The following is a 19,178-nucleotide window of genomic DNA, read 5'->3' on the forward strand; positions in this document are numbered from 1 at the left end:
CTCGCGCTTACCCTCCCGCTCCAGGCTCCTGGAGAGGCTTGGAGAGAGAACGCGAGCGCCCGCCGGCGTCCGCCAGCACCTTCCACTGGAACAGCGGCGAGTCCTTTGGCGGCGAGAGCTGCGGGGTCCAGCCGGTGAGCTTTTCGATCACATAGGTGTCCGTCACGACGCCGCGCCAGCGGCGTTCGACCGTGGCGAGTTGCTCGCGCTGAGCCGGAATGTGCTCCCACAGTGATGCGCGGTTGTCCGGCTCGCGCCCGACATAGATGCCGGCATGGCCCTTGATCCTGTCCATGCCGGGATCGCGGAAGTCCTGGAAGCGGCCGCGCTCGTTGAGCTCGATCACGGGCACGCGGCCCCGGAACAGCCAGCGCATCATGGCGTAGGTGCGGTAGTCCGTGGTTGCGATCCAGGTCGCGCCTGTTGCATCGAGGGCGGCTTGGGCCTGCGCGGCGACCTGCTCGTAGCCGGCCTCGGCGCCGATCGGGTCGATCTTGCCGAGCAGATTCCAGGGCGCGGCAACGTAGTAGAGGAACACGATGATGACGAAGGCGATGCCCGAGACGATCGCTGTCCTGGCCCAGAACAGCGAGGACCTCAGCATTCGGGCGGACCATCCCTCTTTCCTCATCGTGACGAGGTTGACCGCGGTGGCGGCAAAACCGACCGGCCACATGAACATCGGCCAGGTGTCGCCGACGCGAAGCGTCAGCGACTTGAAGAAGAAGTAGACGAACGGCACCAGCACCGCGCTCGACAAAAGGATCGCGACCGGCTCGCGCGTGCGATAGCCGCGCCACGCCGTCAGCACCAGGCCCATCAGCACCACCGGCAGCAAGACGAAACCGACCAGACCGAATTGCAGGCCGATGTAATCGCCGATCGTACGCAGCGAGACGCCGTAATTGGCGGTGGCGCGCACGCCCTGGAAACGGAACGAGGCCCAGTCGTGCTGCGCGTTCCAGATCAGCACCGGCGAGAACACCGCTAGCGCGACCAGCACGGCGAGATACGGGTAAGGACTGCGCAGCCAGCGCCAGCGCCAATCCGGCACCAGCAGAAAGGCGGCGACCGCCGGCGCGAACATGACCACGGTGAATTTCGACAGCATCGCGAGGCCCGCGAACAGACCGGCCGCCAACCACCAGCGGCCATCGCCGCTTTGCGCCAGCCGCACCAGCGACCACATCATCGCGACCGCGAACGGGATCATGGCGACGTCGGGCGCGACCTTGGCCATCAACAGGCCGTAATAAAGCGCGGCCTCCGGCATCAGCACCGCGAACACGATCGCGCGCGCATCATGGGTGAGGCGGCGGACGATGTCGGCGAGCAATAGCTGCGTCACCAGCATGGCGACGATGCCGCCGAAGCGGACGCCGAGATTGGTATCGCCGAAGATCGCGGTTCCGAAGCGGATCAGCCAGGCGATGCCGGGCGGATGATCGAGGAAGCTGAGCGCAGCCTCCTTCGACCAGGTCCAGTAATAGGCTTCGTCGGTGCGCAGCTCGATGGCCGAGGCATAGACGATGCGGAGCAGCGTCATCGCGGCGATGATCGCTGCGGCCATGAGGATCAGACGCCGTTCGGCGCCGTCAGGCTTTGCAGAGATGTCGGGAGCGATCGTCACGGCGGCGCTTTTCCCCGACTTGGAAAGGGGAGTCAATGTGGGGCTGTCGTCCCGGCGATCCTGCTGGCTGTCCATATCGGGAATTAAAGGCTACGCTGGCTGGTCTCCTCCAGGACCTGACACAACCGAATCATGGCCACCGCTCCCACACAGATGTCAGTCGTCCGCGCCGCCGGGGTGCGGCAGGTGCGACTCGTTTGCGGCATCATCCTGTTCGCCTTTGTGGTCAGTCATTTCCTCAACCACGCGCTCGGCAACATCTCGGTCGATGCCATGGAGACCGGGGTCTACTACCACACGCTGTTCTGGCAGTTCCTCCCGGTCGCGATCGTGTTCTACACGGCCGCCCTCACCCATATGGGCCTCGGCGTCTACGCGCTGTATCAGCGCCGCCAGTTCCGCTGGCGAACGATCGAGCCGCTCCAGCTCGTGCTCGGCTTGAGCATCCCCGTCCTCGTCATGGGCCATGTCATCGGCGTGCGGCTCGCGCAGACACTGTACGGACACGAGAAGCTGTATCCGCAGGAGCTCTATTTGTTCTTCGTCGCGGCACCGGGCCTAATCTGGCAGATGACGATCCTGCTTCTCATCGCCTGGGTGCACGGCTGCATCGGCGTCTATTTCTGGCTTCGGCTGAAGCCGTTCTTCACACGCGCGGCGCCCTATCTGCTCGCGGCCGCCGTGCTGATCCCGACGCTATCGCTGCTCGGCATCTACCAGGGCGGCCGCAGCGTCGCCGCCGACAGTGACGACGGCGAATGGCGTAAGCAGCATCTCACCCGCAGCAAGGTCGGCACGGTTGCGGAAGGCAACACGCTCGAGCGCATCGCGGGCGGTCTCACCATGGGCTATTTCGGTCTGTTGGGACTGGTGCTGGCGGCGCGCGGCGTGCGCGCTTTGCGCGAACGGCGCGGCGGCATGATCGCGCTGTCCTACGGCAACGGCAAGACGGTGCGGGTCCCTAAGGGCCTGTCGGTGCTGGAGGCGAGCCTGCGCCACAACGTGCCGCACGCCAGCGTCTGCGGCGGCCGCGCCCGCTGCTCGACCTGCCGCATCCGTATCATCGGCGATCATGATGCCCTGCCCACTCCGTCGCAGCGCGAGGCTTTCGTGCTCACCCGCGTCGGCACCGCCGATCCCTCGATCAGATTGGCCTGTCAGCTGCGTCCGACCTCCGATCTCTCGTTCTTCCAGCTCTTCGCAGCTCACACGCATGCAACGGACGGAGCCTCGACATCGGCCAGTATCGGCCAGGAGCGCTATCTCGTCAGCCTGTTCGTGGACATGCGCGGCTCGACGCAGCTGGCCGAGAAGCGCCTGCCTTTCGACACGGTCTTCATCGTCAACCGCTTCCTCGGCGCGGTGTCGCAAGCGGTGATCGAGAACGGCGGCCAGCCGAACCAGTTCGTCGGCGACGGCATGCTGGCGCTGTTTGGCCTCGCGGCCGACCCGCAAACCGCCTGCCGGCAGGCGATGAAGGCCGCCGCGGGAATCGCTGCGCATATCGATGAGCTCAACGATCTCCTGAGCCACGATCTGCGCCAGCCGATCCGCTTCGGCATCGGCATCCACGGCGGCGAGGTCATCATCGGCGACATCGGCTATCGCGATCACATCGTCTTCACCGCGCTCGGCGATGCCGTCAACGTCGCCGCCCGCCTGCAGGACATGACCAAGACGCTGGCCTGCGAGGCGATCGTCTCGGACGAAGTGCGCCGTACCGCTGATATTGCCGACGACGCACTGCCGCAGCAGGAGGTCGCCATCCGCGGCCGCGACCAGCCGCTCGCAGTGCGCGTGGTGGCGAATGCGAGGGAGCTGGCGGCGCTGGTCGATCGCAGCAAGCGCGTGGCGGCGTGATTCTTTACCTCTCCCCGTAAGAACGGGGCGAGGGAGCGCACCGTCGTCGCGGCCTACTGCTCGTCAATCTCGTTACGAGCACAACACCGGCCTGCTGCAACGCAGCGGCATGGGCTTGCTGCGAAAGCGCGAATTGACTTCACGCAAATGGTTGCGACAGATGAGCGCAGGATCGTGCTGATGACCGCCGATCCAACGAGAAGCTCCGGGAGGAGAAAGAATGTTCGATCGACGCGACCTGCTCAAGGGAGCAGGCCTTGCCGCCATGGCGGCCACACTGAATTCCACCAAGGCGCTGGCCCTCGACACGGTGACCCTGCCCTTCGCCAATGGCGAACGGCCGCTGGTGAAATATCCGCAGAAGCGGCCGATGATCGGCCTGACCAGCCGGCCGCCGCAGCTCGAGACCCCGTTTGCGGTGTTCAACGACGGCCCGATCACGCCGAACAACGCGTTCTTCGTGCGCTACCACCTCTCCGACCTGCCCTACGATCTCAACCCCAAAAAGTTCACGCTGGAGGTCAAGGGCAAGGTCGACAAGCCGCTGAAATTGTCGCTGAAGGACATCCGCAAGATGAAGGCGACGGAGATCGTCGCCGTCAACCAGTGCTCCGGCAACAGCCGCGGCTTCTTCGAGCCGCGCGTCGCCGGCGGTCAGCTCGCCAACGGCGCGATGGGTTGCGCGCGCTGGCGCGGCGTGCCGCTGAAGAACGTGCTGGAGATGGCCGGCGTGCACAGCGGCGCCAGGCAGGTCACCTTCAACGGCATGGACGGACCGGTCAACGACAAGACGCCGGATTTCATCAAGGCACTCGACATCGATCACGCCACCGACGGCGAGGTGATGCTGGCCTATGGCATGAACGGCGAGGACCTGCCGTTCCTCAACGGCTTTCCGCTGCGCCTGATCGTGCCCGGCTATTTCGGCACCTACTGGGTCAAGCACCTCAACGAGATCACCGTCATCGACGACGTTTATGACGGCTTCTGGATGAAGTCGGCCTACCGCATCCCCGACACACCGAACAATGCGGTCGAGCCGGGCACCGCGCCAAAGGCGACGATCCCGATCAACCGCTTCACCATCCGCTCCTTCATCACCAGCGTCCCCGATGGCGCCAAGCTGAAGGCGGGAGCCGTGACCCTGCGCGGCATCGCGTTCGATGGCGGCAAGGGCATCAAGCAGGTCGAGGTCTCCACCGACGGCGGCAAGACCTGGGTCGGCGCCAAGCTCGGCAAGGACCTCGGCAGGTACGCCTTCCGCGAATGGAAGCTGCCGGTGAAGCTCGCGGCCGGCAGCCACGAGCTCAAGGTCCGCGCCACCGGCAATGGCGGTGAGACCCAGCCGGACATGCCGCGCTGGAACCCGGCGGGTTACTTGCGCAACGTCGTCGAAACCGTTCGCGTCAGCGTGGCCTGAAGGAGACTGATCATGCAGCGCATCGTTCTCCTCGCCATCACGCTCGCCGTCACCGCATTGATGGGCTCGTCACTTGCAGCGCCCGTCAATTACAAGACCCCGGACGAAGTCGCCGCCTTCAAGCCCGGTCCCAATCTCGAGGTCGTGCAGGGCAATTGCAGCGCCTGCCATTCGTCCGACTACGTCGCCACGCAGCCGCCGATGAAGGACAAGAGGGCGTTCTGGCAGGCCGAGGTGACCAAGATGATCAAGGTCTATGGCGCACCGATCGACGATGCCGATGTCGGCAAGATCGTCGATTATCTGACCGCGACCTACTGAGGGATGGCATCACGCGCTCCTGCCATTTGACCGCGAAACGGGCAAAACCGGCAAAAACGCCGCGAAGTTGAGCGGAATTCGGCGAAATGGCGATGTGGTTTGAGCTACCAAGCCTGCCACATTCCGCGTATCCTGTTAGGACCGAACCGGCCGGTTGGCGGGGACTGGCGGTTCGAGATCTCGGAGGAAGACCCGCGGAGAAGTCGTGATGGCTAAAGGTACGGTCAAGTGGTTCAACCCGACGAAGGGTTATGGATTTATCCAGCCTGCGTCGGGTGGCAAGGATGTGTTCGTGCATATCTCGGCAGTGCAGAAGGCCGGTCTGTCGACCCTCAACGAGGGACAGACGGTGGAATACGAAGAGATCGCAAACCGGGGCAAGACCTCCGCGGAAAACCTCAAAGTATAAGCCCGCGCCAGCCTTTGCTGCCTCCCGGATTTGTCCGGGAGCGGGCCAAGAAAATTTAAGAAGACGGCCGGTGCATTCGACGACAGGCGTTGCGATTGCACAAGGATAGCTATTTTTTCCTTGCGAAGACCGCTCATCGAACCACAGCAATGACAATCGCGACTGCACTTCGCTAACCCACCGGCAGCGGTGCGTCGCGCTTGATCTCCTCCATCACCGCATAAGTTCGCGTCTCGCGCACGCCCGGCATCGACAGCAGGGTCTCGCCGAGAAAGCGTCGATAGGCGGTCATGTCTGCAAGCCGCGCCTTCACAAGATAGTCGAAGCCGCCGGCAACCATGTGACACTCCAGCACTTCAGGGGCGAGCCTCACGGCTCGGGCGAACCGCTCGAAATTGTCGGGCGTGGTCTTGTCGAGCAGCACCTCGACGAACACCAGGAGCCCAAGGCCGAGCCGGTGCGGGTTGAGCCGCGCGCCATAGCCTTCGACAAAGCCCTCGCGCTGCAGGCGCTTCAACCGCTCGCCGATCGAGGTCGGCGACAGCCCGATGCGCTCGGCGAGCTCGACATTGGCGATGCGCCCATCCTCCTGCAGGATCGAGAGGATTTTCCGGTCTGTTCGATCGAGTTCCATATCTTATCTGGCCAAATGGGTAATCCTCTTCATTTGCTAAGGCAAACTGGCTAAATTGTCTATCGAACTACGGTCACGCGGGCCTTATCCTGGATTTCAGCCACAGGACACGCCATGCCGAACATCCCGCCCCCCTTCTCCGCGCCTTACGCCCCCGATGATTCCGAGATCGCCGCAAAGGTTCTGCCGGCCTCGCATCTCATGCCGGCACGGGAGGCCCGGATCGACCGCATCGCGACGCGGCTGATCGAGGCGATCCGCAAGCGCGACGACCGGCTCGGCGGGGTCGAGGACATGCTGCGGGAGTTCGCGCTCTCGACCAAGGAGGGGCTGGCGCTGATGGTGCTGGCGGAAGCGCTGCTGCGCGTGCCCGATGCGCGCACGGCCGACCAGTTCATTGAGGACAAGCTCGGCGAGGGCGATTTCATCCATCACGAGACCAAGTCCACCGCGTTCCTGGTCAACGCCTCGGCCTGGGCGCTCGGCCTGTCGGCGCGGGTGATCCAGCCCGGCGAGACGCCCGACGGCACCATCGGCCGATTGGTGAAGCGGCTCGGCGCACCGGCGGTGCGCACCGCGACGCGCCAGGCGATGCGGTTAATGGGCAACCATTTCGTGTTAGGGGAGACGATCGAGCAGGCGCTGGAGCGGGCTCGGCCGCGCTCGGGCCAGAAGCCGCGCTATTCCTTCGACATGCTCGGCGAAGGCGCGCGCACGGCCGCCGATGCCAAGCGCTATTTCGACGCCTATGCCAGCGCGATTGACACGATCGGCAAGGCTTCGGGCAACCATCCCCTGCCCGACCGGCCCGGCATCTCGGTCAAGCTCTCGGCCCTGCATCCGCGCTTCGAGGCGATCAGCCGCGGCCGCGTGATGGCCGAGCTGGTGCCGCTATTGCTGGACCTTGCGCAGCGCGCCAAGACGCATGACCTCAACTTCACCGTCGATGCCGAGGAAGCCGACCGGCTGGAGCTGTCGCTCGACGTGATCGCGGCGACGCTCGCCGATCCCTCGCTTTCCGGCTGGGACGGATTTGGCCTCGCGATCCAGGCCTATCAGAAGCGTGCTAGCGCGGTGATCGACTATGTCGATGAACTCGCCCGCGCGCATGACCGCAAGCTGATGGTGCGCCTGGTCAAGGGCGCCTATTGGGACACCGAGATCAAGCGCGCCCAGGAGCGCGGGCTCGACGGCTATCCCGTGTTCACGCGCAAGGCGATGACCGATCTGAACTTCGTCGCCTGCGCGACGAAGCTTCTCGCCTTGCGGCCGCGCATCTTCCCGCAATTCGCCACCCACAACGCGCTGACGGTCGCGACCGTGCTGGAGCTCGCAGCAGATGGCGGCGGCTTCGAGTTCCAGCGCCTGCATGGCATGGGCGAAGCGCTCTACGAGCAACTCGCAAAGGATCATCCTGACATCGCCTACCGCACCTACGCGCCGGTCGGCAGCCATCGCGACCTGCTCGCTTATCTGGTGCGGCGGCTTCTGGAGAACGGCGCCAATTCCTCGTTCGTGGCGCAGGCGGCCGATTATCGCGTGCCGGTTTCGGCGCTGCTGCAGCGCCCGGCGGATGCCATCGGCCGGGCGCAACAGGCACCTCATGCCAAGATTCCGTTGCCGGCAGATCTGTTCGCGCCGGATCGGCGCAATTCGCGCGGCGTCGAATTCGGTGAGCGTGCCGCACTCGACGGGCTCCTGACGGACGTGAAGGCCGCGGCGGCCGAGCTTAAGCCTGTCGCTGACGCAACACCGGATCAGGCCAACGCGGCGGTGACGGCTGCGCGCGCCGGCTTTGGCAGCTGGAGCCGGACGCCTGCAGGCACGCGCGCGGCGGCGCTGGAGCAGGCCGCGCATCTTCTGGAAACCCGCGGCGCCCGTTTCATCGCGCTGCTGCAAGCCGAGGGCGGCAAGACGCTCGACGACGCTCTGTCCGAGCTGCGCGAAGCCGCCGACTTCTGCCGCTACTATGCCGCGCAGGGCCGCAAGCTGTTCGGAAACGATGCCGCCATGCCCGGCCCGACCGGCGAGAGCAATGTGCTTAGCCTGCGCGGCCGCGGCGTGTTCGTCGCGATCTCGCCGTGGAATTTTCCGCTCGCAATCTTCCTTGGCCAGGTGACCGCGGCGCTGATGGCCGGCAATAGCGTGGTGGCGAAACCCGCCGAGCAGACGCCGCGCATCGCGCGCGAGGCCGTAGCCCTGCTGCACGAGGCCGGCATCCCCAGAAGCGCGCTGCATCTCGTCACCGGCGACGGCCGCATCGGCGGCGTCCTCACCGCGCATCCTGATGTCGCCGGAGTAGTCTTCACCGGCTCGACCGACGTCGCGCGCCAGATCAACCGGACGCTGGCCGCCAAGGACGGGCCGATCGTGCCGCTGATCGCGGAGACCGGCGGCATCAATGCCATGATCGCGGATGCGACCGCACTGCCCGAGCAGGTCGCCGACGACGTCGTGACCTCTGCGTTCCGCTCCGCAGGCCAGCGCTGCTCGGCCTTGCGGCTTTTGTTCGCGCAGGAGGATGTCGCCGACCGCATGATCGAGATGATCGCGGGCGCCGCGCGCGAACTCAGGATTGGAGATCCCGTGGACGTGGCGACCCATGTCGGTCCAGTGATCGACGACGAGGCCAAGCAACGCCTCGATGCGCATATCGCGCGGATGAAGCGCGAGGCGCGGCTGCATTTTGCGGGCACCGCGCCGGACGGCTGCTTCGTCGCGCCGCATATCTTCGAGCTCAAGGAGGCCGGTCAGCTCACCGAAGAGGTGTTCGGCCCGATCCTGCATGTCGTGCGCTATCGCGCCGAGAACCTGGCGCGTGTGCTGGAATCCATTGCGCGCACCGGCTACGGGCTCACCCTCGGCATCCATTCGCGCATCGACGACACCATCGAGGCCATCGTCGACCGCGTCCAGGTCGGCAACATCTACGTCAACCGCAACATGATCGGCGCCGTGGTCGGCGTGCAGCCGTTCGGCGGCAGCGGCCTGTCCGGAACCGGCCCCAAGGCCGGCGGCCCGCACTACCTCGCGCGCTTTGCCACCGAGCAGACCGTGACGATCAACACGGCTGCGGCCGGCGGCAATGCTGCGTTGCTTGCGGGGGAGGAGTGAGGCCCTGCGCCAGGCGCCGTTGCATCCCGGCAAAACATCGGTCTAATGCTCTCATCACGCGCCCGCGCCAATTCCAGCGCGCGGGAAACGACTGAAGCGAGGGAGCGACGCCGCGATGGAGAAGGGCATTTTTGCAGGCCTGAAGGTGCTGGACTGCGCGAGCTTCATCGCAGCGCCCGCGGCCGCGACCGTGCTGTCGGATTTCGGCGCAGACGTCATCAAGATCGAGCCGCCCGGCACTGGCGACCCCTATCGCAACCTGCCGAACCTGCCGGGCTATCCCTCAGGCGAGCACAATTTCGCCTGGCTGCTGGAGGCGCGCAACAAGAAGAGCATCGCGCTCGACTTGTCGAAGCCGGAGGCGCAAGCCGTGCTCTACAAGCTCGTGGCGGAGGCCGACGTCTTCATCACCAACATGCCGCCGCCGGTGCGCGCCAAGCTCGGCATCACCTATGATCATCTCGCCCATCTCAACGACCGGCTGATCTACGCCTCCTTCACCGGCTATGGCGAGAAGGGCGAGGAAGCCAACAAACCCGGCTTCGACAGCAACGCCTATTGGGCGCGGTCCGGCCTGATGGATCTCGTCCGCGCCGACACCGACACCACGCCGGCGCGCTCGGTCGCGGGCATGGGCGACCACCCTTGCGCCATGGCATTCTACGGCGCGATCGTCACCGCGCTGTATCAGCGCGAGAAGACCGGCAAGGGCTCGCATGTCGCGTCCAACCTGATGGCGAACGGGGTGTGGGCGGCGAGCGTGCTGGCGCAGGCCAAGCTCTGCGGCGCCAAGTTCGGCGAGCGGCGCCCGCGCGAGCGCGCGCTTAACGCGGTGGCCAATCATTACCAGTGCAAGGACGGCCGCTGGCTGATCCTGTCGCTGCTGAACGAAGAGAAGCAGTTTCCGACGCTGGCCAAGTGCCTGGGCCGCGAGGATCTGATCAACGATCCCCGCTTCGCCACCAAGGCCGACCGTCACGCCCGCTCGGTCGAGCTGATCAGGATCCTGGACGAGACCTTCGCCACCAGGGATCTCGCCGAATGGCGCAAAATTCTCGACGGCAACGGCCTGGTGTTCGGCGTCGTCGCCATCCTGGACGACATCCCCAACGACAAGCAGATGCTCGACAACGAGGTGCTGGTGCCGTTCGAGAACGACACCATGCTGACCATCAACAGCCCGATCTGGATCGACGGCGCCAAGAAGGTGCAGCCGCGCAAGCCGCCAGCCGTGGGCGAGCACAGTGACGAGATTTTGCGCGGGGCGGGATTTGACGAGGCGGCGATCAAGGCGCTGCGGGGGTCGGGGGCTGTGGGGTAAGGCCGAGTCGGTTGCTCCGAACACCGTCATTGCGAGGAGCCCTTGCGACGAAGCAATCCAGACTGTCTCCGCGGAAAGATTCTGGATTGCTTCGCTGCGCTCGCAATGACGATGCCGGACTATCTCGCTATAACAATCGGCAACACACAGTGCCGCGAGGTCCCATGCCCAGCTACCGCCTGCACTACTTCCCCGAATCCGGCAACAGCTACAAGCTGGCGCTGATGCTGACGCTCTGCGGCGAGACGTTTGAGCCGGTCTGGACCGATTTCGCCGGCGGCGTCACGCGCACGGCGGAGTGGCGCAAGGCCGTCAACGAGATGGGCGAGATTCCCGTGCTCGAGATCGACGGCGTGAAGATGACGCAGACTGCGCCGTTGCTGCTGAAGCTGGCCGAGCAATACGGCCGTTTCGGCGCCGAGACGGAGGACGAGAAGTTCGAGCTGCTGCGCTGGCTGTTCTGGGACAACCACAAGCTCACCGGCTATATGGCGACCTACCGCTTCATGCGCGCCTTCACCGAGAAGAACGATCCGCAGGTGCTGAAGCATTTTCGCCGGCGGCTCGAAGACTTTCTCGGTATCCTCGACGGCCATCTCCAGCACAATGCATTCGCGATCGGCGCAAGGCCGACGGTCGCCGACATCTCGATGATGGCCTATCTGCATTATCCCAGCGACGAGCATGGCTTCGATTTCGCATCGAGCCATCCCGCCATCCACGCCTGGCTCGGCCGCATGGCCGCGCTGCCGGGCTGGAAGCAGGCCTACGAGCTGCTGCCGGGAAAACGGATGACGAACTACGCGACGTGAGGACTCTCTCTTCTCCCTCTCCCCGTTCTTACGGGGAGAGGGTTGGGTGAGGGGCTTCTCTCCACATGTGAGTTCGTCGAGGGACCTGTACCCCCTCACCCGAATTCGATCTGCGATCGAATTCGACCTCTCCCCGCAAGCGGGGAGAGGTAAGCAAGCTCACCTCAGCGACAGCCAGCCGAGCGTGAACAGAATGCCGCCGACGATGACGGCCACCGCGACGGCCCAGATGCTGACGCGGGCGCTGCCGGTGACCTGCTTGACTTCCTCGTTCCGCGCGATCTCGCGATTGCGCGCCTTGTTGGCGTTGCCGGTATCCGTCATGGGTCATCCAAATCGCTTGAGACTTTATCTTGCGCGTGATCCTTCGGAAAACCGCTCCACACTTTTCTGGATCACGCGCTAACGCGTCTTGATGAAGCACATGCCGATGCGGCGCGAGGCCGCGGCGGCCTGGCAGGTCAGACCGCTAGCACAGCTCCATGACGTAAAACTCCTGTCCGGCGTTCCCGATCCCGGATCTTGCAGGGAACAATGCGCGCCCCAGCCGTCCTGATATTCGCTGCCGGCGAGCTCGCGACTGCCGCGGGTCTGCGGCCGACTGGCAAATCCGCGTGAGAAATCAGGGATCTTTCCGGCCGCGAACGCGGTCAGGATGTCGCGGCGGCGGAGCTGGTCGCCGAAGAAGTGTGGCGAGGCCGCCACGATGGCGGCATTCGACGGTCTGTCCGCAAGCCAATCGACGCCCGGGAAATGGAAGCCGCCGATGCCACGGGTCTGGTGACAGCCGGTGCAGGTGACGTCGTTGAGACGGCGCTGGAAGCCTGCGACCGAACGGACGTTCTGCATGTCGAGGCCGCGTGCCGCCGCCTGCTTCAGCGCGCCGACCACGTCATTGTCGGTGAAGACGGGATCGCCTTTGCCCTCCCCCTGCATCATGCCGAACTCCGGCTGCAACGCCGAGGCGTCGAGGCCGGCGGGGGTCGGCACGATTGCGGCCCTGGCCAGGAATTTCTCCGGGATCAACACGGTGCCGCGATCGAACGCGCGTAAGTTCTCCGGCGCGAGCAGCCAGGCCTTGAAGTCGCGCCGCAGCGCATCGTCAGCAAGAATGCGATCGCGGTCGATCTGGTTCTCCAGCGTCGATTCCACGAATGTCCTGGTGGCGGCATTGTACTTGAACACCTTGAGAAGATAGTCGGAGCGGAAATCGTGCAGCGCCGATTTCGGCGCGACCGAGACCTGGATGTTGGTCTCGATGCTGTCGAGCATGGCGTCGTCAGGCGGAGCGCGACCGCCGATCAAGCCCTGCCAGTCGCCATTGTCGAGCCAGCGCCGCGCGATCTCGGCGCAGCTGATCGGCTTGCCGTTCGCATCCGTCTGGCGCCCATCGCGCGCCTTCATCACGAGGTTGAATGTCATCGGCAGGCGCGTTGCGGTCTTGCCGCCATCCGGCCCGCTGTCGAAGCGCGCCAGACGATAGATCAGCCGGATCTCGCCACAGGACTCTTCCGAGACATAGGCACGATCCATGCGATTGACGATGCCGGCCAGCACGAAGCGCGCCTCGCGCGATTTCAGATTGGCCCGATCGAACAATTGTACGTCGAAACCCTCGCCGACGCCGATAGTCTCGCCCGGATAGGTCGCCCTGAACCATGCGATATAGCGGTCGAATTCCGCATCGATCGCGGGCAGAATGTCTTTCAGCTGCGGCAGCGAGGCGAACATCGGCTCGGTCGTGAGCGGGACGTCCGAATTCCGCTCCGGCGACAAAAGACGCGAGATCGTCAGCGTGTTGTTCTGGTCGAGCTTGCGCAGGAGATCGGGATCGGTAATCGCGGTGCCGCGCGTCAGCGCGGCATTCTCCGCTGCGAACAGCGAAACCACACCGCCCAGCAATGCGGCGGCAGCAACGAGAATTCGCAAGGCGCGGCCCATGCCTGAGGTAACACCGCGCAGGGACACCTATTCAAGCAAAAAGGCGCCTCACATCGCAGTGAAGCGCCTCTTCGAAAGTCGGATATCGGACGCTCAGCGTCCGGTGATCAGCCCCCTCGAGGTGACGACCACCCAGCGGCCATCCTGGCGGCGGATCGCATCGACACGGCCGACGCCGGGGATGGGGTCGCCGGGATAGACCTCGTAGAGGCCGTCGCGGCCCTCGATCAGCGCGCCGCCATTGCCGGCGCTGCGCAGCCGCCAGCCTTCGATCGTCGGCAGACGCCCAACTTCGGTCTTGGGAGCTGCGGGCGCCGGGACCGGTGCGGCCGCCGCGGTCGCGACCTGCGTCGGCGCGATCGAGCCGGTGGTCTCCTTGGGCACCGCTGCAGCGGCCTGCGCAGGCGCGGCGGGCGGCGTGGCGCGGAGCTTATCGACCGCCTCGGACAGCTTTGCGATCCTGGCCAGCGGCTCGGCCTGCGCCTTTTCGAGCTTGTCCAGGCGGTCGTTGGCCCGGTTGAACTGGGTGAGGCCGGTCTTCGAGCTCTGCTCGACATTGGCCTTCAGGGCGACGAGGTCGGCGTCGATCCGCGCCACGGACGCATCCAGCGCGGTGGTATCGGCGACCTGGACCGGAGCCGGGGCGGGTGCGGCGAAACGCATCATGCCGGCGGTCGCAAGCGCGCCGCTGATCGCGCCGACGCTGGCGGCAATCGCCACCACTGCGGCCATCGCCGACAGCCGGCGCTTGCTGCCGGACTCGCGCGGCTCGTCCGCCTTCCCATGCGGGGCGAACTCCTCGCGCTCCCAGGCGCGGTCGGCGGGCGGCATGACGATGAGCTTGCCGTGCTTCGGCTCAGGCTTGGCCTCAGCTTTGGCGTCAGTCTTGGCGTCAGTCTTGGCCTCAAACTTCGGCACTTCGATCCGCGGCGGCTCAATCTTCGGGGCGTCCGCCTTGACCGGATCGGGCTTGGGCGGCGCTTCGTGGTCGGGGGCGATCGAGGGGGCCTCGATACCCGCGGCAGCCTCGATGGCCTGCGGCGCTGCCGCCTCGATGGCAGCGGAATCCTGGGCAGCCTGCTCGGGCATTGGTTCGCTCACGGCTCAAATACTCCAGTCTCGGTTGACCTTTTGGTAACTTTCATTGCTTGCGAAATCCTTACCTCGGGACCCGCTTACCGAAATTTTAGGAATTCATCCGGGGCCGAATTGGGCCGGGAAAGTGGAACCGGTGTGGCGGGCGTGAAACAGTTCGTAATCGGGGGAAGATGAACGGGGGCGGAATGGCCCCCATGGCGTCATTGCGAGCGCAGCTCCGCGGTGGCAGTCTGGATTGCTTCGTCGCAAGGGCTCCTCGCAATGACGGAGCGCGCCGCGCGCGCTCCGATCAAATCACTATCCGTCACATCAGTACCGGAGCGTCCGGCAGCTCGTTCGCATGCGGCCCCTGCTTCGGAAAATGCTTTGCCAGTTCGCGCGACACGGCCTCGATGCCACTGATCACGCCGCGTTCGAACCGGCCCGATCTGAACTCGGCCTCCATCGCGCGGCAGATCGTCTCCCAACCCTCCGCGCCGACCTTCGCGTCGATGCCGCGATCGGCGATGATCTCGACGTCGCGGTCCGCGAGCAGGAGATAGATCAGAACGCCATTGTTGTGGGCGGTGTCCCAGACACGCAGATGCGAGAACACGTCGAGCGCGCGCTCGCGGGCCGGCTGGTTGCGGAACAGCGGGCCGCCGTCGAGCGCCCCTTCGACAACGAAGCGGACCTGGCCGGAATGGGTGGCTTCGCCGCGCTTGATCGCCTGCTCGATGCGGTCGAGCACCGCTTGCGGAAAGATCTGCTTCGCCCGCCAGTGATGCTGCACGAGATGTCGGGCAATGCGCTTGATGCTCATGATCGCTACCAGCTCCCCGAGGCGCCGCCGCCGCCAAAACTGCCGCCGCCGCCGCTGAAGCCGCCGCTACTCGACGATCCGCTACTCCATCCGCCGGAGGAGCCGCTCGACCACGAGCCGCCGCGCGAGCGGCCCGTGCCCGGCGTGATCGCCGAAAACAGATCGGCGATGAATCCGACGATGAAGCCGAGGATGCCGACAGCCGCCGCGAGCGCCGCGGAGCCGAGAATGAGCCAGGTTACCGCTGCGATGATGCCCCCGGTCACCAATGATCCGAGCAGCCGCCCCAGGATGGCGCGGAAGAACCCGCCGACGCCGATCGAGGCAAACAGCGCCACCGCAAACACCGGCGCCAGATCATCCAGACTATTGTGGGCGAAGTTGACGCTGCGCGAGGGTGACGGCAGCGGCTCGCCGTCGATCACCCGCAACATGCGGTCCACGCCTGCGCTGATGCCCGCGGCGAAATCGCCACTCCTGAACTTGGGGGTGATCGCCTCGTCGATGATGCGCCGAGAGGTGACGTCGGTGAGCACGCCTTCGAGACCGTAGCCGACCTCGATGCGCAAATGCCGGTCGTTCTTGGCGACGACGAGAATCGCGCCGTCGTCGACCTTCTTGCGACCGATCTTCCAGGCCTCCGCGACGCGAATCGAGAATTGCTCGATCGTCTCCGGCTGCGTGGTCGCGACGATCAGGACAGCGATCTGGCTGCCCTTGCGGTTTTCGAAGTCGCGCAGCTTTTGCGTGAGCGTGGCGATGTCGCCGCTGGAGAGCGTGCCGGTCTGATCGACGACACGGCCGGTAAGCTGGGGGACGGCGACGTCGGCATGGGAGGGGAAGGCAAAGGTGAGGAGGAGGGCGATGGCGAACACAAAAGAGGCGATCGCTCGATGCGCCCACCAAATCCTCGCTGTCATCGCCCGGCTTGACCGGGCGATCCAGTATTCCAGAGACGCCCGTGGGATGCGGAGAGGCTGCGGCGTACTGGATTCCCCGCCTTCGCGGGGAATGACAGCGGAGTGTGGGGCGCGCATTCGAAACGACGCGCTTACTTCGACGGCGCCGGCGCCGCGTTAAAGTCCACCTTCGGCGCGGTAGAGATCGCCTTCTCGTTCTCGACCGTGAAGTTCGGCTTCTCCTTGTAGCCGAACGCCATCGCGGTGAGATTGGTCGGGAACGAGCGGACGGTGACGTTATAGTCCTGCACCGCCTTGATGTAGCGGTTGCGCGCCACCGTGATGCGGTTCTCGGTGCCCTCGAGCTGCGACATCAAATCCTTGAACAGGGCATCGGACTTCAGCTGCGGATAGTTCTCGGTCACAACCAGGAGGCGCGACAGCGCGCTGGAGAGCTCGCCCTGGGCGGCCTGGAATTTCTGGAACGCGGCGGGATCGTTCAGCACCTCCGGCGTCGCCTGGATGCTGCCGACCTTGGCGCGTGCATTGGTCACGCCGAGCAGCACGTCCTTCTCCTGCTGGGCAAAGCCCTTCACCGAGTTGACGAGATTGGGCACGAGATCGGCGCGGCGCTGATACTGGTTCACGACCTCGGACCAATTGCCCTTGATCTGCTCGTCCTCGCTCTGGATCGCGTTGTAGCCGCAATTGGTCAGGCTCAGCGAGGCCAGGGCGGCCAGCACGGTCAGGATCTTGCGCATTAAATTTCTCCCGGTGGAATCCGGCGCAAACTATCAGATTGCGCGCCTGAGAAAAGCAGCAGGCTGACGCAAGCCTCTTGCCTCGCACCGGCCGACATAGTCAACTCCGGCAAAACAAGAGCGGAAACACCAGGGGGAACGCGATGTCCTCGTTCGAGACCATCCTCGTGGAACGGCCTGAGCCGGCGATCGTCCGTGTCGTGATGAACCGGCCCGAGGCGCGCAACGCGCAGAACCTGCAAATGACCTACGACCTCAACGCCGCCTTCGACGCGGCGGTGCAGGACGATGCGGTCAAGGTGATCATTCTCGCCGGGAACGGCCCGCACTTCTCCTCCGGCCACGACCTGCGCCCCGGAGACAAGAATACCGCAGGGGTCGATTTCCCGCCGATTGGAAATTGGGGCGGTTTCGCCGAGCCGAACGCCCATGGCCGGTTCGCCCGCGAGCAGGAAATTTATCTCCAGATCACCCGGCGCTGGCGCAATCTGGCAAAGCCCACCATTGCCGAGGTGCATGGCAAGTGCATCGCCGGCGGCTTGATGCTGGCCTGGGCCTGCGACCTCATCGTCGCCAGCGACGATGCGCAGTTCTGCGATCCCGTCGTCACCATGGGGGTGTGCGGCGTCGAATGGTTCGTGCATCCCTGGGAGCTGGGGCCACGCAAGGCCAAGGAGTTCCTGTTCACCGCCGACAGCTGGAGCGCGCAGGAGGCGCACCAGCTCGGCATGGTCAACCAAATCGTGCCGCGCGCCGAGCTGTCGTCGCGCGTGCTGGAGCTGGCGCGAAGGATCGCGACAAAACCGTCCTTCGCGCTGAAGCTGACCAAGGAGGCGGTCAACCGCTCGGTCGACGTCATGGGCCAGCCGGCCGCGATCGACCAGGCCTTCGCGCTGCATCAGCTCTGCCACGCGCACAATCTCCAGGAGTTCGGCATGATCGTCGATCCATCCGGCCTGCATCCCTCCGTGCGCAAGCCGCCGGCCGCCACGGAGTAGACGCGATGGATCTCAATCTCAGTGACGAGCAAAAGTTGCTGCGCGAAAGCGCGGAACGTTTTGTGGCCGAGAGCTACGATGCCGAGCACCGCCGCAAGATGGCGAACGATCCGCTCGGCTTCAGCCCGGCCGTTTGGAAGCAATTCGCCGAGCTCGGGTGGCTAGCGCTGCCGCTTCCGGAAGAGTTCGGCGGGCTCGGCGGCGGCGCGGTCGATATCGGCATCTTGATGGAGGCCTTCGGCCGGGGCCTGGTTTCTGAGCCTTATGTCGCAACAATCGTGCTCGGGGCCGCGCTGATCGCCAGATGCGGCACCAGCGAGCAGAAGCAGGCGAGCCTGCCCAAGGTGGCGGACGGATCACTGAAGCTTGCGCTGGCGCATTCGGAGCGCGCCGCCCGGTTCGATCTTGCCAAGGTCACGACCAGCGCCAACAAGACCGGACAAGGCTGGCGCCTTTCCGGCAGCAAGATCGCCGTGCTCGACGGACATGCCGCCGACGAGATCATCGTCTCCGCCCATATCCACGATCATCGGGGCCCCTCGGGCCGGATCGGCCTGTTCCTCGTGCAGGCGACGACGTCAGGCCTCGTCATCAGTGATTATCCTCGTCTCGGCGGCGGACGCGCCTGCAACATCGAGCTGTTCGACGCGCATCTGCCGGAAGACGCCCTGCTCGGCGACGGCAGCGACGCCGTGCCCGCGATCGAATGGGCGATCGATCGCGCCATGGCCGCGCTCGGTGCGGAAGCTGTCGGCATCATGCAGACGCTGCTCGACACCACGCTCGACTACACCAAGATCCGAAAACAATTCGGCCGGCCGCTCTCCGCCAACCAGGTGATCCGCCACCGCCTCGCCGACATGGCGATGCAGGTGGACGAGGCCCGCTCGATGGCGCTGCGCGCGGCGTTGAAGGCCGATAGCGCGCCGATCGAGCGTGCCCGGGCAGCTTCGGGCGCGAAGGCGAAGATCGGCAAATGCGCGCGCTTCGTCGGCGAGCAGTCGATCCAGCTCCATGGCGGCATGGGCGTCACCGAGGAGCTTGAGGTCGGCGCCTATTTCAAGCGCCTCGTCGCGTTCGACACGCTGTTCGGCGGCAGCGCGCATCACTATGCCCGCCACGCCGAGCTGAGCCGCAGGGCCATCTCTGCTTAACAAG

The 19,178-nt window shown here is 65.2% G+C and carries 17 protein-coding genes; 9 read left to right on the forward strand and 8 right to left on the reverse strand.

Going from position 1 to position 19,178, the window contains the following annotated elements; translation table 11 throughout:
- Nucleotides 1-7 precede the first annotated feature (7 nt).
- Nucleotides 8-1,570, reverse strand: a complete 1,563-nt coding sequence (locus I6F16_RS28575; RefSeq protein ID WP_225113940.1) for a glycosyltransferase family 39 protein — start codon at nt 1,568-1,570, stop codon at nt 8-10.
- A 192-nt stretch (nt 1,571-1,762) separates the two neighbouring features.
- On the opposite strand from I6F16_RS28575, the gene I6F16_RS28580 reads away from it, so the two are divergent.
- The 4 genes from I6F16_RS28580 to I6F16_RS28595 all read left to right on the forward strand — a co-directional run bounded on the left by I6F16_RS28580 (nt 1,763) and on the right by I6F16_RS28595 (nt 5,640).
- On the forward strand, nt 1,763-3,490 hold the full coding sequence (locus I6F16_RS28580) for an adenylate/guanylate cyclase domain-containing protein (RefSeq protein WP_225113913.1): 1,728 nt from the start codon (nt 1,763-1,765) through the stop codon (nt 3,488-3,490).
- 220 nt (nt 3,491-3,710) lie between these two features.
- Nucleotides 3,711-4,910 (forward strand): molybdopterin-dependent oxidoreductase, encoded by a 1,200-nt coding sequence (locus I6F16_RS28585; protein WP_225113912.1) that lies wholly within the window; start codon nt 3,711-3,713, stop codon nt 4,908-4,910.
- Between the two features lie 12 nt (nt 4,911-4,922).
- A complete protein-coding gene (locus tag I6F16_RS28590; protein ID WP_036028658.1) occupies nt 4,923-5,231 on the forward strand; it encodes a cytochrome c in 309 nt (102 codons plus the stop codon).
- 208 nt (nt 5,232-5,439) lie between these two features.
- Complete coding sequence (locus I6F16_RS28595; protein WP_008563500.1) at nt 5,440-5,640, forward strand: cold-shock protein; 201 nt, start codon at nt 5,440-5,442, stop codon at nt 5,638-5,640.
- 172 nt (nt 5,641-5,812) lie between these two features.
- Here the strand turns inward: I6F16_RS28595 and I6F16_RS28600 are convergent, their stop codons facing one another.
- Complete coding sequence (locus I6F16_RS28600) at nt 5,813-6,274, reverse strand: Lrp/AsnC ligand binding domain-containing protein (RefSeq protein WP_036009699.1); 462 nt, start codon at nt 6,272-6,274, stop codon at nt 5,813-5,815.
- Between the two features lie 114 nt (nt 6,275-6,388).
- Here I6F16_RS28600 and putA point away from each other — a divergent pair, with 114 nt between their 5' ends.
- The 3 genes from putA (at nt 6,389) to I6F16_RS28615 (ending at nt 11,521) form a co-directional block, all read left to right on the forward strand.
- Entirely contained in the window at nt 6,389-9,388 is a 3,000-nt protein-coding gene (gene putA, locus I6F16_RS28605; RefSeq protein WP_225113911.1) for a bifunctional proline dehydrogenase/L-glutamate gamma-semialdehyde dehydrogenase PutA, read from the forward strand.
- 115 nt (nt 9,389-9,503) lie between these two features.
- Entirely contained in the window at nt 9,504-10,709 is a 1,206-nt protein-coding gene (locus I6F16_RS28610) for a CoA transferase (RefSeq protein ID WP_036009691.1), read from the forward strand.
- Between the two features lie 164 nt (nt 10,710-10,873).
- Nucleotides 10,874-11,521, forward strand: coding sequence for a glutathione S-transferase family protein (locus tag I6F16_RS28615; protein WP_036009689.1), 648 nt, complete (start codon nt 10,874-10,876; stop codon nt 11,519-11,521).
- A 159-nt stretch (nt 11,522-11,680) separates the two neighbouring features.
- On the opposite strand, the gene I6F16_RS28620 is transcribed toward I6F16_RS28615, so the two are convergent.
- From I6F16_RS28620 to I6F16_RS28645, 6 genes are all read right to left on the reverse strand, one after another.
- Entirely contained in the window at nt 11,681-11,845 is a 165-nt protein-coding gene (locus tag I6F16_RS28620; protein WP_193374981.1) for a hypothetical protein, read from the reverse strand.
- A gap of 78 nt (nt 11,846-11,923) precedes the next feature.
- Nucleotides 11,924-13,462 (reverse strand): hypothetical protein, encoded by a 1,539-nt coding sequence (locus I6F16_RS28625; RefSeq protein WP_225113939.1) that lies wholly within the window; start codon nt 13,460-13,462, stop codon nt 11,924-11,926.
- Nucleotides 13,463-13,555: 93 nt separating this feature from the next.
- Nucleotides 13,556-14,551 carry a hypothetical protein gene (locus I6F16_RS28630; RefSeq protein WP_225113938.1) on the reverse strand — a complete coding sequence of 332 codons (996 nt, stop codon included), beginning with the start codon at nt 14,549-14,551 and terminating at the stop codon, nt 13,556-13,558.
- 313 nt (nt 14,552-14,864) lie between these two features.
- Complete coding sequence (locus tag I6F16_RS28635; protein WP_225113910.1) at nt 14,865-15,362, reverse strand: TPM domain-containing protein; 498 nt, start codon at nt 15,360-15,362, stop codon at nt 14,865-14,867.
- A gap of 5 nt (nt 15,363-15,367) precedes the next feature.
- The gene (locus I6F16_RS28640) at nt 15,368-16,282 is read right to left on the reverse strand and encodes a YgcG family protein (protein ID WP_225113909.1); all 915 of its coding nucleotides are present in this window, start codon (nt 16,280-16,282) and stop codon (nt 15,368-15,370) included.
- Nucleotides 16,283-16,413: 131 nt separating this feature from the next.
- Nucleotides 16,414-17,022, reverse strand: a complete 609-nt coding sequence (locus I6F16_RS28645) for a LemA family protein (protein ID WP_109145235.1) — start codon at nt 17,020-17,022, stop codon at nt 16,414-16,416.
- Between the two features lie 143 nt (nt 17,023-17,165).
- Between I6F16_RS28645 and I6F16_RS28650 the strand changes: the two genes are divergently transcribed.
- Together I6F16_RS28650 and I6F16_RS28655 are read left to right on the forward strand one after the other, a co-directional pair.
- Entirely contained in the window at nt 17,166-18,020 is an 855-nt protein-coding gene (locus I6F16_RS28650) for an enoyl-CoA hydratase (protein ID WP_225174184.1), read from the forward strand.
- Between the two features lie 5 nt (nt 18,021-18,025).
- Nucleotides 18,026-19,174 carry an acyl-CoA dehydrogenase gene (locus I6F16_RS28655; RefSeq protein WP_225174185.1) on the forward strand — a complete coding sequence of 383 codons (1,149 nt, stop codon included), beginning with the start codon at nt 18,026-18,028 and terminating at the stop codon, nt 19,172-19,174.
- Nucleotides 19,175-19,178: the final 4 nt, after the last annotated feature.

Origin of the sequence: Bradyrhizobium sp. IC4060, assembly GCF_020193715.1 — a bacterium.
In the GTDB taxonomy this organism is placed as follows: Bacteria; Pseudomonadota; Alphaproteobacteria; order Rhizobiales; family Xanthobacteraceae; genus Bradyrhizobium; species Bradyrhizobium yuanmingense.

Coding starts and splice junctions, on each gene's coding strand:
- I6F16_RS28575 (WP_225113940.1), bottom strand. CDS start 1,570: ATGGCCGCAGCGATCATCGCCGCGATGACGCTGCTCCGCATCGTCTAT.
- I6F16_RS28580 (WP_225113913.1), top strand. CDS start 1,763: ATGGCCACCGCTCCCACACAGATGTCAGTCGTCCGCGCCGCCGGGGTG.
- I6F16_RS28585 (WP_225113912.1), top strand. CDS start 3,711: ATGTTCGATCGACGCGACCTGCTCAAGGGAGCAGGCCTTGCCGCCATG.
- I6F16_RS28590 (WP_036028658.1), top strand. CDS start 4,923: ATGCAGCGCATCGTTCTCCTCGCCATCACGCTCGCCGTCACCGCATTG.
- I6F16_RS28595 (WP_008563500.1), top strand. CDS start 5,440: ATGGCTAAAGGTACGGTCAAGTGGTTCAACCCGACGAAGGGTTATGGA.
- I6F16_RS28600 (WP_036009699.1), bottom strand. CDS start 6,274: ATGGAACTCGATCGAACAGACCGGAAAATCCTCTCGATCCTGCAGGAG.
- putA (WP_225113911.1), top strand. CDS start 6,389: ATGCCGAACATCCCGCCCCCCTTCTCCGCGCCTTACGCCCCCGATGAT.
- I6F16_RS28610 (WP_036009691.1), top strand. CDS start 9,504: ATGGAGAAGGGCATTTTTGCAGGCCTGAAGGTGCTGGACTGCGCGAGC.
- I6F16_RS28615 (WP_036009689.1), top strand. CDS start 10,874: ATGCCCAGCTACCGCCTGCACTACTTCCCCGAATCCGGCAACAGCTAC.
- I6F16_RS28620 (WP_193374981.1), bottom strand. CDS start 11,845: ATGACGGATACCGGCAACGCCAACAAGGCGCGCAATCGCGAGATCGCG.
- I6F16_RS28625 (WP_225113939.1), bottom strand. CDS start 13,462: ATGGGCCGCGCCTTGCGAATTCTCGTTGCTGCCGCCGCATTGCTGGGC.
- I6F16_RS28630 (WP_225113938.1), bottom strand. CDS start 14,551: ATGCCCGAGCAGGCTGCCCAGGATTCCGCTGCCATCGAGGCGGCAGCG.
- I6F16_RS28635 (WP_225113910.1), bottom strand. CDS start 15,362: ATGAGCATCAAGCGCATTGCCCGACATCTCGTGCAGCATCACTGGCGG.
- I6F16_RS28640 (WP_225113909.1), bottom strand. CDS start 16,282: ATGACAGCGAGGATTTGGTGGGCGCATCGAGCGATCGCCTCTTTTGTG.
- I6F16_RS28645 (WP_109145235.1), bottom strand. CDS start 17,022: ATGCGCAAGATCCTGACCGTGCTGGCCGCCCTGGCCTCGCTGAGCCTG.
- I6F16_RS28650 (WP_225174184.1), top strand. CDS start 17,166: ATGTCCTCGTTCGAGACCATCCTCGTGGAACGGCCTGAGCCGGCGATC.
- I6F16_RS28655 (WP_225174185.1), top strand. CDS start 18,026: ATGGATCTCAATCTCAGTGACGAGCAAAAGTTGCTGCGCGAAAGCGCG.